General features: G+C 70.6%; 13 protein-coding genes and 2 pseudogenes. 11 read left to right on the top strand and 4 right to left on the bottom strand.

Going from position 1 to position 14,705, the window contains the following annotated elements:
• The first annotated feature begins 5 nt into the window (after positions 1–5).
• From steA to ACRRRO_RS20000, 7 genes are read left to right on the top strand one after another with little or no spacing between them, the layout of a single operon-like run.
• Positions 6–1,199 (top strand): putative cytokinetic ring protein SteA, encoded by a 1,194-nt coding sequence (gene steA, locus ACRRRO_RS20030; RefSeq protein WP_424797602.1) that lies wholly within the window; start codon positions 6–8, stop codon positions 1,197–1,199.
• Positions 1,200–1,227: 28 nt separating this feature from the next.
• Positions 1,228–2,361, top strand: a complete 1,134-nt coding sequence (locus tag ACRRRO_RS20025; protein ID WP_424797603.1) for a copper transporter — start codon at positions 1,228–1,230, stop codon at positions 2,359–2,361.
• Positions 2,358–3,197 carry a hypothetical protein gene (locus ACRRRO_RS20020; RefSeq protein WP_424787863.1) on the top strand — a complete coding sequence of 280 codons (840 nt, stop codon included), beginning with the start codon at positions 2,358–2,360 and terminating at the stop codon, positions 3,195–3,197. The genes ACRRRO_RS20025 and ACRRRO_RS20020 overlap by 4 nt, the downstream gene beginning before the upstream one ends.
• Complete coding sequence (gene murJ / locus ACRRRO_RS20015) at positions 3,194–4,804, top strand: murein biosynthesis integral membrane protein MurJ (RefSeq protein WP_424797604.1); 1,611 nt, start codon at positions 3,194–3,196, stop codon at positions 4,802–4,804. Before ACRRRO_RS20020 ends, murJ begins: the two co-directional genes overlap by 4 nt.
• On the top strand, positions 4,797–5,900 hold the full coding sequence (locus ACRRRO_RS20010; protein WP_424797605.1) for a glycosyltransferase family 4 protein: 1,104 nt from the start codon (positions 4,797–4,799) through the stop codon (positions 5,898–5,900). Before murJ ends, ACRRRO_RS20010 begins: the two co-directional genes overlap by 8 nt.
• Before the next feature lie 18 nt (positions 5,901–5,918).
• Positions 5,919–7,643 carry a CTP synthase gene (locus ACRRRO_RS20005; RefSeq protein WP_424797606.1) on the top strand — a complete coding sequence of 575 codons (1,725 nt, stop codon included), beginning with the start codon at positions 5,919–5,921 and terminating at the stop codon, positions 7,641–7,643.
• Positions 7,640–8,278: an NUDIX domain-containing protein gene (locus ACRRRO_RS20000; RefSeq protein WP_424797607.1), complete on the top strand. Its 639-nt coding sequence runs from the start codon at positions 7,640–7,642 to the stop codon at positions 8,276–8,278. The genes ACRRRO_RS20005 and ACRRRO_RS20000 overlap by 4 nt, the downstream gene beginning before the upstream one ends.
• On the opposite strand, the gene ACRRRO_RS19995 is transcribed toward ACRRRO_RS20000, so the two are convergent.
• The 4 genes and pseudogenes from ACRRRO_RS19995 to ACRRRO_RS19980 form a co-directional block, all read right to left on the bottom strand.
• Complete coding sequence (locus ACRRRO_RS19995; protein WP_424787858.1) at positions 8,264–9,229, bottom strand: COX15/CtaA family protein; 966 nt, start codon at positions 9,227–9,229, stop codon at positions 8,264–8,266. The genes ACRRRO_RS20000 and ACRRRO_RS19995 overlap by 15 nt on opposite strands.
• A 29-nt stretch (positions 9,230–9,258) precedes the next feature.
• On the bottom strand, positions 9,259–10,014 hold the full coding sequence (locus ACRRRO_RS19990; RefSeq protein WP_424797608.1) for an ABC transporter permease: 756 nt from the start codon (positions 10,012–10,014) through the stop codon (positions 9,259–9,261).
• The gene (locus tag ACRRRO_RS19985) at positions 10,011–10,331 is read right to left on the bottom strand and encodes a hypothetical protein (RefSeq protein WP_434081627.1); all 321 of its coding nucleotides are present in this window, start codon (positions 10,329–10,331) and stop codon (positions 10,011–10,013) included. Before ACRRRO_RS19985 ends, ACRRRO_RS19990 begins: the two co-directional genes overlap by 4 nt.
• Positions 10,332–10,415: 84 nt before the next feature.
• Positions 10,416–10,738: pseudogene (locus tag ACRRRO_RS19980) on the bottom strand (ATP-binding cassette domain-containing protein); the annotation flags it as partial.
• Between the two features lie 227 nt (positions 10,739–10,965).
• Here ACRRRO_RS19980 and ACRRRO_RS19975 point away from each other — a divergent pair.
• The 4 genes and pseudogenes from ACRRRO_RS19975 to ACRRRO_RS19960 all read left to right on the top strand — a co-directional run bounded on the left by ACRRRO_RS19975 (position 10,966) and on the right by ACRRRO_RS19960 (position 14,693).
• Positions 10,966–11,682 (top strand): helix-turn-helix transcriptional regulator, encoded by a 717-nt coding sequence (locus tag ACRRRO_RS19975; protein WP_424788015.1) that lies wholly within the window; start codon positions 10,966–10,968, stop codon positions 11,680–11,682.
• Positions 11,679–13,129 (top strand): annotated as a pseudogene (gene sufB, locus ACRRRO_RS19970) (Fe-S cluster assembly protein SufB). The gene ACRRRO_RS19975 and the pseudogene sufB overlap by 4 nt, the downstream one beginning before the upstream one ends.
• Positions 13,129–14,349: a Fe-S cluster assembly protein SufD gene (sufD, locus tag ACRRRO_RS19965; RefSeq protein ID WP_424797610.1), complete on the top strand. Its 1,221-nt coding sequence runs from the start codon at positions 13,129–13,131 to the stop codon at positions 14,347–14,349. The pseudogene sufB and the gene sufD overlap by 1 nt, the downstream one beginning before the upstream one ends.
• Complete coding sequence (locus tag ACRRRO_RS19960; RefSeq protein ID WP_424797611.1) at positions 14,346–14,693, top strand: non-heme iron oxygenase ferredoxin subunit; 348 nt, start codon at positions 14,346–14,348, stop codon at positions 14,691–14,693. Before sufD ends, ACRRRO_RS19960 begins: the two co-directional genes overlap by 4 nt.
• The last annotated feature ends 12 nt before the right edge of the window (positions 14,694–14,705 follow it).

Below are 14,705 nucleotides of genomic sequence, written 5' to 3'. Positions count from 1 at the left end.
ATCGGATGAGAACCCTGTCCAAACGCGCCGGCACCGACGACACGCCCACGACGGGTGATCTGCTCAGCGTGCGCGTGGACAGCCGGACCAAGTCCCTGACCAAGCGCCTCAAACCCGGTGAGGTCGCCGTCATCGACCACATCGACATCGACCGGGTCTCGGCCGAGGCGCTCGTCGCCTGCCGGCCGGCCGCGGTACTCAACGCCGCGGTCTCCATCTCCGGGCGTTACCCCAACCTGGGCCCACAGATCCTGATCGAGGCCGGCATCCCGCTGCTGGACGACTTGGGCTCGGACGTGATGACCCTCTCGGAGGGCAGCAAGGTACGCCTGGAGGCCGACACCGTCCTCGACGCCGACGGCTCAGTGGTGGCCGAGGGCACCGAGCAGACCCCCGCGATGGTCGAGGAGGCGATGGAGGAGGCCCGGGCCGGACTCTCGGTCCAGTTGGAGGCCTTCGCGGCCAACACCATGGACTACATGCGGGCCGAGCGCGAACTGCTCCTGGACGGGGTCGGAGTTCCCGAGGTCCGCACCGATCTGGAGGGCCGGCACGTCCTGATCGTGGTACGCGGCTACCACTACCGCGAGGACCTGAGCATGCTGAGGTCCTATATCCGCGAGTACCGGCCGGTGCTGATCGGGGTGGACGGCGGAGCCGACGCGATCCTGGAATCCGGCCTCAAACCCGACATGATCGTCGGGGACATGGACTCGGTGTCCGACAGGACCCTGCTCAGCGGCGCCGAGATCGTGGTGCACGCCTACCGGGACGGCCGGGCCCCGGGCCGGGAGCGCGTGGAGAAACTCGGCTTGGAACCGGTGGTGTTCCCCGCCACCGGCACCAGCGAGGACGTGGCGATGCTCCTCGCCGATGACAAGGGGGCCGAACTCATCGTGGCCGTGGGCACCCACGGCACCCTGGTGGAGTTCCTCGACAAGGGCCGGGCCGGAATGGCCTCCACCTTCCTGACCCGCCTGCGCGTGGGCGGCAAGCTCATCGACGCCAAGGGCGTCTCGCGCCTGTACCAGCACCGCATCTCCAACTGGCAACTCACCGGCCTCATCCTGGCCGGCCTGGCCGCGCTGATCACCGCGCTGGCCGTCACCCCCGCCGGCCAGACCATTTTCGGGATCCTGCTCACCCGCCTCGATGACATCCTCTCGTGGTTCCGCGGCCTGTTCGCGGCGATGTTCTGAAGCCGGCCATGCGAGAGAAGGACTGCACGTGATCGATTTCCGCTACCACATCGTCTCCCTGATCGCGGTGTTCATGGCACTGGCCGTGGGCATCGTGATCGGCGCGGGTCCGTTGCGGGACTACCTGGCCGAGGAACTGTCCGGGCAGGTGGACCAGCTCCGGGTGGAGCGGGAGGACCTGCGCCAGGCTCTGGACGAGGCCGAGGCCGACGGCGCCGAAACCGCGCAGTTCGTCGCGGCCGCCAGCCCGGTGCTGCTCAGCGGGGCGCTCGAGGGCCGCACCGTCGCCGTCGTGGAACTGCCCGGCGCCGGGGGTGACGCGGTCGATGCCGTGCTGGCCCGTCTGGACCAGGCCGGTGCCGAGGTGACCTCGCGCACCGTGCTGGCCGAGGGCTGGACCGACCCCGGTCAGCGCGCCTTCCGGTCCGGGATCGCGGGCAACATCGCCGCCTACCTCAACCCCCAGCCGGACGACGACACCGGCGCCGATCAGATCCTCGGGACCGCCCTGGGGCAGGCCCTGACGCTGCGGGACCCGGAGAATACCGGCCAGGCCTCCGAGCAGGCCGAGGCGATGTATGACCTGTTGATCTCCTCCGACCTGATCGAGGAGATCGAAGCCCCCAGCGCCCCGGCCTACGCCACCGTGGTGATCGACGGCACCGAGGAGGTCGAGGACGTCGAACTGGCCGGCCAGACCAACGTGGTGCTGATCTCCACCCTCACCGGGCTGGCCCGAACCGGGGAGGGCAACGTACTCGCCGGTGCCGCACGCGAGGAGGGCAACCTGGTGCTCGCGGTGCGCGAGCAGGAGGCGCTCAGCGAGGCGATGAGCACCGTGGACGGAGTGGATCTGATCACCGGTCAGGTGACCGTCCCGCTGGCCCTGGCCGCTGACATCGCCGGGTCCGGCGGGGCCTACGGCACCACCGACAGCGCCGAGGAGGGATTCCCGAGCACCACCATGCTCCCCCCGCCCGACCCCGAGGACTTCGCACCGGGCTCACCCGATGCCCCGGAGACCGATGCGGACACCGGGGCCGGCGAGGATGCGGAGGACGGCGAGGCCGGTGACGGCGCAGCGGGCACCGATGACACCGACGAGCAGGACGATGGTGCCGGGCAGGAGGACACCGGCGCCGACGGGGTGAACGAGGGATGAGCAGGCTGGCCGCGTCCGCACTCGGTGCCGGCCTGACGGCCAGCCTCAGCGAGATCCTGCGCTCGACCCTGCCTGCGGGTACGCCGCGCTGGACCCGATCGAACTTCCGCGGAAACCAGGTCAGCCTCACCGGTGGGCTGTCCACGGCGGCCGGGGCGGTCGCGAGCGCTGCCGGGGCCGGCGGTCGCGCGGGCGCGGCCGCGGTCGTGACCGCCGGCACCGCCGGTGTGCTCGGCGCGCTCGATGACCGGGACACCGACAGCGTGGACAAGGGACTGCGCGGCCACGTACGAGCGCTTGCGCAGGGCCGGTTGACCACCGGGGGGGCCAAACTCCTGGGGATCTCCGGCGCCGCGCTGATCGGTGCCATGATCGGCACCGCAGCCGGGCGGCGTGGCTCCGGGCCAGCCCCCGGGCGGTTGGCCCGGGGCGGGGACGTGCTGACCTCTGCAGCGCTGATCGCCGGCACCGCGAATCTGCTCAACCTGTTCGATCTGCGGCCGGGCCGGGCGCTCAAGGTTGCCGGTGCGCTCAGCCTCGGACCGGCGCTGGGCCGTAGCCCGGGCGCCCCGCTGGCCACCGGTGCGCTGGCGGTGACGGCCGCCTCGTGGCACACCGACCTGACCGAGGAGACGATGCTGGGGGATGCCGGGGCGAACGCCCTGGGAGCCCTGGTCGGCACGGCCCTGGCCCTGCACCCCAGCGCCGGGCTGCGCACCGGCGTGCTGGCCGGGGTGGTGGGCCTGACCCTGCTGAGTGAGAAGGTCAGTTTCTCCCGGGTGATCGAGTCTGTGCCGGCGCTGCGCGCACTGGACACCTGGGGTCGGTCCGGGTGAGGCTGCGCTACCTGATCGGTGGGATCGCGGGGGCGGCGACGCTGATCGCTGCCCTGACCGTGGTCTCTCGGGTGCTGGGGTTCGGCCGTTGGCTGGTGCAGTCGGCCACCGTGCAGGCCAGTGCCACCGGCACCGCCTACGGGGCGGCGAACCTGGTGCCGAACGTGCTCTACGAGGTGGTCGCCGGAGGGGCTCTGGCCGGAGCGGTCATCCCGGTGCTGGCCGGGCCCATCGCCCGCCGGCTGCGCGGTGAGGTGAACCAGATCGCCTCCGCCCTGCTCACCTGGGCAGTGATGGTGCTGACCCCGGTGGCGCTCCTGCTCGGACTGTTCGCCCGCCAGATCGCCACCCTGCTGCCGACCCCGCAGGGAGCCGATGGCGCCGCGCAGGTGGAGTTGGTCACCTACTTCCTCATCGTGTTCTCCCCACAGGTGGTGCTCTACGGAATCGGGGTGGTACTCACCGGGGTGCTCCAGGCGCACAAGCGATTCCTGGCCCCCGCGCTGGCGCCGATCCTGTCCACGCTGATGGTGATGGCGACCTACGTCGCCTTCGGCTACCTGGCGAACGGGCTGCAGGATGAGCCCGGGCGTCTGTCCGACACCGCCCTGGCGGTGCTGGCCTGGGGGACGACCGCAGGAGTGGCCGTGATGGCGCTGCCGTTGCTGATCCCGGTCTGGCGCTGCGGCGTACGGCTGCGTCCGCGGTTGCGGTTCCCGCCCGGGGTGGCCGCACGGGCCCGCGCACTCGCCCTGGCCGGCGTCGGTGCGCTGCTGGCCCAACAGGTCTCGGTGGTGGTGGTGATGCTGCTGGCGCTGAACGGCGGCGTGGACGGCACCATCAACCTGTTCCAGTGGTCCCAGGCGGTGTACTGGTTGCCCTACGCTGTGCTCGCGGTGCCGCTGGCCACCGCCGTCTATCCGCGATTGGCCGAACTAGCCGCCCACTCCGACCTGGCCCCCTTCGCCCGGGTCGCCGAGACCTCCACCCGGGCCGTGCTCGCGGTCTCCTTCGCCGGGGTGGCCGGCCTGATCGCGGTAGCCCCGGCGATCGCGCAGGTCTTCGCCACCTGGAACGACACCACCGGGATGAGCCAGGCGCTGACCTGGATGGCGCCGGGGGTGGTGGGCCTGTCGCTGACATTCCACGTCACCCGGGTGTTGTACGCGATGGACCGCAGCCGCGCCGCGCTGGCCGCCACCTCACTGGGGTGGGCGGTGGTCTCGCTGGCCTGCCTCGTCGGCGTGTTCGCCTGGGCACCGGAGGGAGGAGACGGGCCGGGCACCCTGGCCGCGCTCGGGCTGGGCCACAGCGTGGGGATGACGGTCGCGGCGGTCGCGCTGCTGGGGGCATTCGCGAACGTGGTGCACCGGCGCGTACTCGGTGCGATCGGCCGCTCGGTGGCGGTGGCCGGCGCCGGGACCCTGGTGGGGGCGCTGATCGGGCGGTTCGCCACCGCGGCCGTCCTGGACCTGGCGGGGCACTCACTGATCTCGGCGATCATGGCCGGTCTGCTCGGGGCGGTGGTCTCGATGGGGCTGGTCGGCCTGGCCGTGGCCGCAGGCGACCGCGGCACCGTCAACGTCTTCCGGAGGGTTCGTGGCTGACCTACACGTTCTGCAACTGACCGGCACCACCACCGGGGGTGCCGGCCGGCACGCCCAGGACCTCACAGCCGGGCTCCGTGAGTCCGGCCACCGGGTGGTGCTGGCCGGCCCGGCCGATGTGGTGGCCACGACCGAGGCGCCCACGCGGGTGGTCGACATCGCCGAGCGGCCCAGACCCGCCGATCTCCGGGCGATCGGCCGGATCCGGGCACTCTCCCGTGGTGCCGACGTGCTGCACGCCCACGGATTGCGTGCCGGCGCCCTGGCCGCGTTGGCGCTGACCGGCCGGCGAGGCCCCGGGCTCGTGGTCACGTTGCACAACAAGCCCGTCGGGTCAGCGCGGGTACGCGCGGTGGGCGCCGTGCTGGAACGGCTGGTGACACGCCGCGCCCAGGTGATCCTGGGCGTCAGCGGGGACCTGGTGGACCGCGCCCGGGACCTGGGTGCCGCCTACGCCGAGCGGGCCCTGGTGCCGGCCCCGTTCCCCCCGGGGCGACCCACCGGGGACGACGATGCCGGACCGGGCACCGAGGCCCTGATGGCCCTGCGCCGGGAGTTGGGCCTGCCCGAGGACGCGCCGGTGGTGCTGACCCTGGCGCGGCTCGCACCGCAGAAGGGTCTGGATCTGCTCATGGAGGCCGCGGTGCTGCTGGTCGAGCGGGTGCCGCAGGTGCACTGGCTGGTCGCCGGCGGCGGGCCGATGCTGGAGGACCTGCGCCGGCGCGCGGGGGAGGCGGGATTGCCGGTGCACGTCCTGGGTCACCGCAGCGACGCCCCGGAACTGCTCGCCCTTGCCGACGTGGTGGTCTCGACCAGTTCCTGGGAGGGGCAGCCGCTGAACCTGCAGGAGGCCTTGCGCGCGGGCCGCCCGATCGTGGCCACCGATGTGGGTGGCACCGGGGAGGTGACCGGGGATGCCGCGCTCCTGGTGCCCTACGGGGACGCCGGCGCGATGGCCGAGCGCGTCAGCGCGGTCCTGACCGATGCCGCTCTGGCTACCGAACTGGGTGCGGCTGCGCGTCGCCGTCGGGGCGAGCTCCCTAGCCGCGCCGATACGCTCGCCCAGATACAACGCTGCTACCGAACCCTGGTCTGATCGTTAGAGTGGGAGTCCGTGGTGATCTCTTCGGACCGGCTTCCCGGCAACCTGCCCCCCGTTCCCCGGCACATCTTCGTGACCGGCGGTGTGGCGTCATCCCTCGGCAAGGGCCTGACGGCCGCCAGCCTGGGCCAGTTGCTCACCGCCCGCGGCATGCGGGTGACGATGCAGAAACTGGACCCGTACCTGAACGTGGATCCGGGCACGATGAACCCCTTCCAGCACGGTGAGGTGTTCGTCACCGAGGACGGCGCCGAGACCGACCTGGACATCGGGCACTATGAGCGTTTCCTGGACGCGAACCTGAGCGCCGAGGCGAACGTGACGACGGGCCAGGTGTACTCGGAGGTGATCGCCAAGGAGCGCCGCGGGGAGTACCTGGGCGACACCGTGCAGGTGATCCCCCACATCACCGATGAGATCAAGCGCCGGATGCGTGCCCAGGCCACTCCGGGTGATGACCGGGAGGCACCCGATGTGATCATCACCGAGGTCGGGGGGACCGTCGGCGATATCGAGTCCCAGCCGTTCCTGGAGGCGGCCCGGCAGGTCCGTCAGGACATCGGTCGGGACAACTGTTTCTTCGTGCACGTCTCGCTGATCCCCTATCTGGGTCCCAGCGGGGAACTGAAGACCAAACCCACCCAGCACTCGGTGGCCGCGCTGCGCAGCATCGGTATCCAGCCCGATGCGATCGTGGCGCGGGCCGACCGGGACATCCCGGAGTCGGTCAAGGCCAAACTGGCCGCGATGTGTGACGTCGATCGCGAGGCGGTCATCACCTGTATCGACGCTGCCAGCATCTACGACATCCCCAAGGTGCTGCACTCCGAGGGGCTGGACGCCTACGTGATCCGGCGTCTGGGGATCCCGTTCCGGGACGTGCAGTGGGACACCTGGCACACGTTGCTGGAACGGGTTCACCACCCGGCCCACGCGGTCGAGATCGCGCTCGTGGGCAAGTACATCGACCTGCCCGATGCCTACCTGTCGGTGACCGAGGCGCTGCGCGCCGGAGGATTCGCCGAGAACGCCCGGGTGAACATCCGGTGGGTCCCCTCCGATGCCTGTGCCACCCCCGAGGCTGCCCGTCAGGCGCTGGCCGGGGTCGACGGCGTGCTGGTGCCCGGCGGTTTCGGCGTGCGTGGCATCGAGGGCAAACTCGGGGCGCTGCGCTGGTCACGGGAGCAGCAGGTGCCCACCCTGGGCATCTGCCTGGGAATGCAGGCGATGGTGATCGAGTACGCGCGCAACGTACTCGGGCTCGACGATGCCTCCTCCAGCGAGTTCGATCCCCAGACGGACCATCCGGTGGTGGCCACGATGGCCGAGCAACGTCAGAACGTCGGCGGGGAGGGCCAACTCGGCGGAACGATGCGACTGGGGTCCTTCCCGGCGGTACTGACGCCGGGCTCCCTGGTGGCCCGTACCTACGACGCCGAGCACGTGAGCGAGCGCCACCGGCACCGGTACGAGGTGAACAACGCCTACCGCGGGGACCTGGCCGAGGCCGGCCTGGTGATCTCGGGTCGGTCCCCGGACTCCGAACTGGTCGAGTTCGTGGAGCTCGACACCGAGCAGCACCCCTACTACGTGGCCACCCAGGCCCACCCGGAATTCAAGTCCCGGCCCACCCGGGCCCACCCGTTGTTCCGGGGACTGATCGGGGCAGCACTGGACCGTCAGCGCCAGACCCGTCTGATCGAGGTCGAGCCGGCGCCGCTGGCGGCCGGGGAGTGAGCGCGGCGGCCGGATTCGCCGACGAACCGGCGCGGCTCCGGACCGGCGACCTGGTGGAGATCCATCGTGGCGCCGTGATGGATCTGGTCAGCCAGGACGTGGACCTGGGCCCCGGCGGGCAGGTGGTGCGCGAGTACCTGCGCCATCCCGGGGCGGTAGCGATCGTGGCCCTGGATGAGGCCGGACGGATGCTGCTGCTGCGCCAGTACCGCCACCCCGTGCGCTCCTACCTGTGGGAGGTCCCCGCCGGCCTCCTGGATCAACAGGGAGAGGATCTGGTGGCCGCAGCGGCGCGGGAACTGGCCGAGGAAGCGGATCTGCGCGCCGCTCGCTGGGACACCCTGGTGGACTTCTACACCAGCCCCGGTGGCTCGGACGAGGCGGTCAGGGTGTTCCTGGCCCGGGACCTGCACCAGGTGCCCACGCGCGACCGGCACCAGCGGGTGGCCGAGGAGGCCGGCATGATCAGCCGGTGGGTGGCCCTGGAGGAGGCGGCCGATGCGGTGCTGGCCGGCCGGATCCACAACCCCAGCACCGTCGCGGGCGCACTGGCCGCCCACGCCCTGGCCGGCCGCGACTGGGACGGTCTACGCCCCGCCGACGCCGCGTGGGTGCCGCGCTCAGGCGGCCTGTAGCGTCTCGGTCGCCGGGACCGGCTCGCGGACCCGCAGTCCGGTGACGGTGAAGGTGACCGCGGCGATCAGCACCGCGGCGGCGAACAGGTGGATCCCCACCAGCAGTTCCGGGAGCCCGGTGAAGTACTGCACGTAGCCGACCACCCCCTGGGCCAGCGTCACCGCAAGCAGCACCCAGGTGCGGCGGCGCGCTCGGGTGAGTTCAGCACCGGCCCCCACGTTCGCCCGGGCCCGGTGCAGCAGCACCAGCAGGGTGATCACCGTGGCGGTGAATGCCCAGGCCGCACCGGCGTGCACCCGCGCCACCGAGACCGGGTCCACGGCGAACCGGTAGCCGACGTCCTGATCACCGGAGTGCGGGCCGGCGCCGGTGACGATCACCCCCAGGACCACCAGCACCACGGTCACCAGCATCAGGACCACCACCAGGGTGCGTACCGGACCCAGACCCTCGGCCGCGAGCGGCCTGGGCGGGCCATCACCCTCGCGCAGGCGCGCCAGCAGGTAGGTCGAGGCGGCCACCAGCACACCGGAGAGCAGGAAGTGCGAACCGACCAGGGCCGGATGCAACTCGAACCACACCGTCATCCCGCCCACGACCGCCTGGATGAGCACACCTGCGGCGATGCCGGCAGCGAGCGCCTCGAGCCCGCGGCGGCGCCGGTGCGGTTGCTTGCGCCCGGCCACCACCAGCAGCACCACCAGGGACAGGGCGACGACGAACACCACCGCGGCCAGGGCGCGGTTGCCGAACTCGATCGCTCCGTGGAAGTCGGTGGCGTCGCGCAGTTGCGGGGTGAACTGCCCGGGCTCACAGTTGGGCCAGGTGGAACAGCCCAGCCCCGAACCGGTCAGGCGGACCGCGCCCCCGGTGATGATGATGCCGATCTGGACCACGAGATTGGCCCAGGCGACTACGGGGATCCAACGGCGCACACGTTCGACGTCCACCCGCCCAGGATACGTGGTGTGCGGGCGCCTCAATGCCAGCGGAACCAGCGCAGCGCCCCGGCGGTGAGGACACCCGCCCACCCGATCAGGATGGCGGTGCACACAGCGACCGTGGCCACCTCCAGGTTCATCGCCGCGCGGAGGCCGTCGCCCAGCGCGGCCGAGGGCAGCCAGCGCGATCCGGTGGGTAACAGCACGCCGCCGCCGATCGCCATCAGCACCCACAGCAGGTTCGACCCTGCCAGCACCGCCTCGGTCCGAAGCGTGCCGGCCACCAGCATCGCCAACGCGGTGAAGGCCGCCGTCCCGGCGGCGAAGGGCAGTGCCCCGAGCGCGGCACCGGCCAGTGGTGGGCGCCAACCCAGTGTCACGGCGAGCGAGGCAAGTAGCGCCACCTGGAGCACCTGGATGAATCCCACCCCGAGAATCCGCCCGGCCAGCAGCCCGCCGCGGCCCAGCGGAGTGGTGGCGAGCAGCCGCAGGGCGCCGGCCCGCCGGTCGAACCCGGTGGCGATCGCCGGGCCGGTGAAGGCACTGGAGAGCACCGCCAGCGCGAGCACGCCGGGTGTGACCAGGTCGATCCGTTCCTGCCCGCCGGATACCGGCAGGGTGAAGACCTCGGTGCGCGCCAGGACGACCATGAACAGGGCGGGCAGGATCGCGGTGATGAGCAGCTGCTCACCGTGCCGCAGCGTGGTGCGCACCTCGAAGGAAGCCTGGGCCAGCACCCGCCGGGGTCGCGACGCGGCACCGGGATGCGGGGCGAGACCGAGCGTGTGGGTCATCGTTCCTCCGGCCCGGTCAGGTCCAGGAACACCTCGCGCAGGGCCCGCTCGGATGGCACGGACACATCGAGTCCGTGCTCGGTGGCCACACTGCGCAGCGCCCCGAGCGCCTCGGCGTCGATCGGGCCGGTGATGTGCACGCGGTTGACGTCCTCGCCCGCGCCGGTCAGCTCGCCGGGACTGCCGGCGGCGACCACGACACCGCGGTCCATGATCACCACCTGATCGGCCAGGGACTCGGCCTCCTCCATCACGTGGGTGCTCAGGATCACCGAGGTGCCGGCTGCGCGCAGGCCCCGGACCAGGTCCCAGACCACCTCGCGGCCGTGGGCGTCCAAGCCGGCGGTCGGCTCGTCCAGGAACACCAGTTCGGGTCTGCCCACGATCGCCAGCGCCAGCGCCAGTCGCTGGCGCTGGCCCCCGACAGGCGCCGCACCGCGGTCCGGGCGAATTCCCCGATTCCGAGCAGGTCGGCCAGTTCGCCGGTGTCGTGGGGGTGGGCGTACAACCGGGCCACATGGTCCAGCAGGGCTCGGGCGTGGGCCATCACCGGCAGACCCCCGTCCTGGATCATCACGCCCACCCGGGGGCGCAACGCGGCCGCGTCGGTGTGCGGATCCAGCCCCAGCACCCGCACCCGTCCGGAGTCCGGACGCAGCAGACCCTCACAGGTGAGCATCGTGGTGGTCTTGCCGGCGCCGTTGGGGCCCAGGACCGCGGTCACCTGGCCGGCCTCGGCCTGCCAGGACAGGTTCCGCAGCACCGGCACGGGGCCGAAACTCAGGCTCACCTGCTCCAGGTGCACGCAGGGTGTGGACACGCTCGCCAGCCTAGCCCGGCCGCGCGCGCGGCCCGCGCCTGTGACGACACTCACTTAGGGCAGCCTTGCTTGCCAGGGGCCAATTTGGAAAGGACAATGTGAGGTAATTGCCCTAGCGGTGGGCGGAGGTGATGTGTGTGAGCGAGCAGGCCAGTGAGATCGAGGAGAGTACCCGGGAGCGGGTGCTGAACCTGGTGGTTCAGCGCGGGCCGGTGCGGGCCGCGGATCTCGCGTCCGAGTTGGCCCTGACCTCCGCCGCGATTCGCCGGCATCTGATCGCCCTGGAGAGCGAGGGGCAGATCAGGGTGCGCCCGGAGAGCCCGCTGCACCCCCGCGGTCGGGGCCGGCCCGCCAAGCGCTACATCGCGACCGCCGAGGCCCGGCCCAGGCTCGACGATGGCTACTCCAGGGTTGCGCTGATGGCGATCGAGCAACTGCGGGACCGGCTGGGTGATGAGGCGGTGGAGCAGTTCGCGGACCGGCGGGCCGATGAGATGGTGGGCCGTTACCGGCAGGCGGTGGAGGCGGCCGGGCAGGACCCGGCCGATCGCGCCCGGATGCTGGCCGATCTGCTCAGCGCGGATGGCTACGCCGCGTCCACACGCCCGGTCGGTGCGAATCTGGCCATACAGTTGTGCCAGGGTCACTGTCCGGTCCATGCGATCGCGGCCCAGTACCCGCAGATGTGTGAGTCCGAGACCCGTGCGTTCTCGGAACTACTCGGAGTGCATGTGCAGCGACTGGCCACCCTGGCCGGTGGCGAGCACGTGTGCACAACGCACGTGCCACCCGGCGTTCCGCAGGTCAGCACACCGTCACACCATGACGACATGGAAGGAAATTCATGACGACCACCACACCGCAGGAGGCCGACAAGGCCCGTGAGCAGCTCAGCCAGGACGAGGCGATCGCGAGTTTCGGCGCCTACCAGTTCGGCTGGAGCGATTCAGACGACGCCGGTGCCTCGGCCCGTCGCGGGCTGAGCGAGGAGGTTGTGCAGGACATCTCCCGGCTGAAGGACGAGCCGGAGTGGATGCTCAAGCGGCGGCTGCGCGGCCTGAAACTGTTCGACAAGAAGCCGATGCCGGAGTGGGGCGCAGACCTCAGCGGCATCGACTTCGACAACATCAAGTACTTCGTCCGCTCCACCGAGAAGCAGGCCACCACCTGGGAGGACCTGCCCGCGGACATCAAGAACACCTACGACAAGCTCGGCATCCCCGAGGCGGAGAAGCAGCGGCTGGTGGCCGGTGTGGCCGCCCAGTACGAGTCCGAGGTGGTCTACCACCAGATCAACGAGGAACTCGAGCGCCAGGGTGTCATCTTCATGGACACCGACACCGCGCTGAAGGAGCACCCGGAGTTCTTCGAGGAGCACTTCGGCACCGTGATCCCCACCGGCGACAACAAGTTCGCGTCATTGAACACCGCGGTCTGGTCCGGTGGATCGTTCGTGTACGTTCCGCCGGGCGTGCACGTGGAGATCCCGCTGCAGGCCTACTTCCGGATCAACACCGAGAACATGGGCCAGTTCGAGCGGACCCTGATCATCGCCGACGAGGGCTCGTCGGTGCACTACGTCGAGGGGTGCACCGCGCCGATCTACAAGACCGACTCGTTGCACTCGGCCGTGGTGGAGATCATCGTGAAGAAGGACGCCAACGTCCGGTACACCACGATCCAGAACTGGTCGCAGAACGTGTACAACCTGGTGACCAAGCGGGCCACCGTCGCCACCGGCGGCAGCATGGAGTGGGTCGACGGCAACATCGGGTCCAAGGCCACGATGAAGTACCCGGCGATCTACCTGATGGGTGAGCACGCCCGGGGGGAGACCCTCTCGGCCGCCTTCTCCGGCTCCGGTCAGCATCAGGACACCGGCGCCAAGATGGTGCACATGGCCCCGCACACCTCCTCCTCGGTGGTGTCCAAGTCCGTGTCCCGTGGTGGCGGGCGCTCCTCCTACCGCGGGCTGGTGCAGGTGCTCGAGGGCGCCACGCACGCCAAGTCGACCGTGCTGTGCGACGCGCTGCTGGTGGACACGATCTCGCGGACCGACACCTACCCTACGTCGACGTGCGCGTGGACGATGTGGAGATGGGCCACGAGGCCACGGTGTCCAAGGTCAGCGAGGACCAGTTGTTCTACCTGATGTCCCGTGGGCTGACGGAGTTCGAGGCGATGGCCACGATCGTGCGCGGCTTCATCGAGCCCATCGCCCGGGAACTGCCGATGGAGTACGCCCTGGAGTTGAACCGGCTCATCGAACTGCAGATGGAGGGATCCGTCGGTTGATGACCAACGACGTCCAGTCCAGCACCGCACCAGACAAGGAATCCATGAAGACCGACCACACCCTCGCCGTCGCCGACGGTGCCCACAGCCACGCCGGTCCCGAACCTGCGGGACAGCGGTTCACCTCCTTCGCGCTCTCGGACTTCCCGGTACCCACCGGCAGGGAGGAGGAGTGGCGCTTCTCACCGGTGGACCGGTTCCAGTCCTTCTTCGGCGATGAGTTCAGCGGCCCGGCACCGACCGTCGTCGTGGACGCCGCCCCCGGCGTGCACAGCGAGCAGGTGGGGCGCGACGACGAGCGGCTCGGCCGCATCGGAGCGCCGACCGACCGGGTCTCGGCCCAGGCCTGGAACAACACCACCGAGGCCACGGTGATCACCGTGGCGGCCAACGCGACCCCGGATCAGCCCACCTCGGTGGCGATCACCGGTGCCGGCGGCACCGAACCAGGCGCCCAGCACGTGCTGGTCGTGGCGCAGGAGCACTCCGAGGCCACGATCATCCTGAACCACTTCGGCTCGGCCCAGTTGGCCCAGACCGTGGAGGTGGACGTGCGCGAGGGTGCCCGGCTCACCCTGGTGAGCCTGCAGGAGTGGGAGCGCGACAGCGTGCACATCAGCGCGCACCGGGCCAGGGTGGGCCGCAATGCCAACCTGCGCCACATCGTCGTCACCCTCGGGGGTGACGTGGTGCGGCTGACCCCCGACGTGGAGCTGGCCGAGCCCGGCGGTGAGGTGGAGAAGGTCGGGTTGTACTTCACCGACTCCGGCCAGCACCAGGAACACCGCCTGCTGGTGGATCACGTGGCCCCGAACTGCATCTCCCGGGTGACCTACAAGGGTGCGCTGCAGGGGAAGGACGCCCACGCGGTCTGGATCGGCGACGTCGTCATCCGGTCCGAGGCCGAGGGCACCGACACCTACGAACTGAACCGGAATCTGGTGCTCACCGAGGGTGCCCGCGCCGACTCGGTGCCGAACCTGGAGATCGAGACCGGCGAGATCGAGGGTGCCGGCCACGCCAGCGCCACCGGCCGGTTCGACGACGAGCAATTGTTCTACCTGCGCGCTCGTGGGATCCCCGAGACCGAGGCGCGCCGCCTGGTGGTGATCGGCTTCTTCGCCGAACTCATCAACCAGATCGCGGTGCCCGAGGTGACCGACCGTCTCACCGCAGCGATCGAAGAGGAGATCCGGCAGTACGAGGCTGTCTCGGCATGAGCACCCAGTACGTATGCGACACCGGTGACCTCGAACCCGGGGAGGCGATGCGCGCCGACCTCGAGGACGTCGACGGACGGCCCGTTCCGATCGCCATCGTGCGGGACGAGGACGGGAACTACCACGCGATCTCCGACATCTGCTCCCACGGCCAGGTCAGCCTGTCCGAGGGGGAGGTGGAGGAGGCCACGATCGAGTGCTGGTTGCACGGGTCGACCTTCGACCTGGCCAGCGGCAAGCCGCTGAGCCTGCCGGCCACCCAGCCCGTCCCCGTCTACTCCGTCTCCGTGGAGGGCGACAACGTCCTCGTCGATATTGATGTGACCGTCGGCGCCAGCGCCTGAGAAACCTCCAGA

It is taken from the genome of Sanguibacter sp. Z1732 (assembly GCF_051020515.1).
In the GTDB taxonomy this organism is placed as follows: domain Bacteria; phylum Actinomycetota; class Actinomycetes; order Actinomycetales; family Beutenbergiaceae; genus CALKWS01.
Note: the sequence above shows the minus strand (reverse complement) of the source record. Positions and strands in the feature narration are given on the sequence as shown.

What these genes read in the sequence shown, in the direction of transcription:
- steA (WP_424797602.1), top strand. Translation starts at nt 6, where the DNA reads ATGAGAACCCTGTCCAAACGCGCCGGCACCGACGACACGCCCACGACG.
- ACRRRO_RS20020 (WP_424787863.1), top strand. Translation starts at nt 2,358, where the DNA reads ATGAGCAGGCTGGCCGCGTCCGCACTCGGTGCCGGCCTGACGGCCAGC.
- ACRRRO_RS19990 (WP_424797608.1), bottom strand. Translation starts at nt 10,014, where the DNA reads ATGACCCACACGCTCGGTCTCGCCCCGCATCCCGGTGCCGCGTCGCGA.
- ACRRRO_RS19975 (WP_424788015.1), top strand. Translation starts at nt 10,966, where the DNA reads ATGTGTGTGAGCGAGCAGGCCAGTGAGATCGAGGAGAGTACCCGGGAG.
- sufD (WP_424797610.1), top strand. Translation starts at nt 13,129, where the DNA reads ATGACCAACGACGTCCAGTCCAGCACCGCACCAGACAAGGAATCCATG.
- ACRRRO_RS19960 (WP_424797611.1), top strand. Translation starts at nt 14,346, where the DNA reads ATGAGCACCCAGTACGTATGCGACACCGGTGACCTCGAACCCGGGGAG.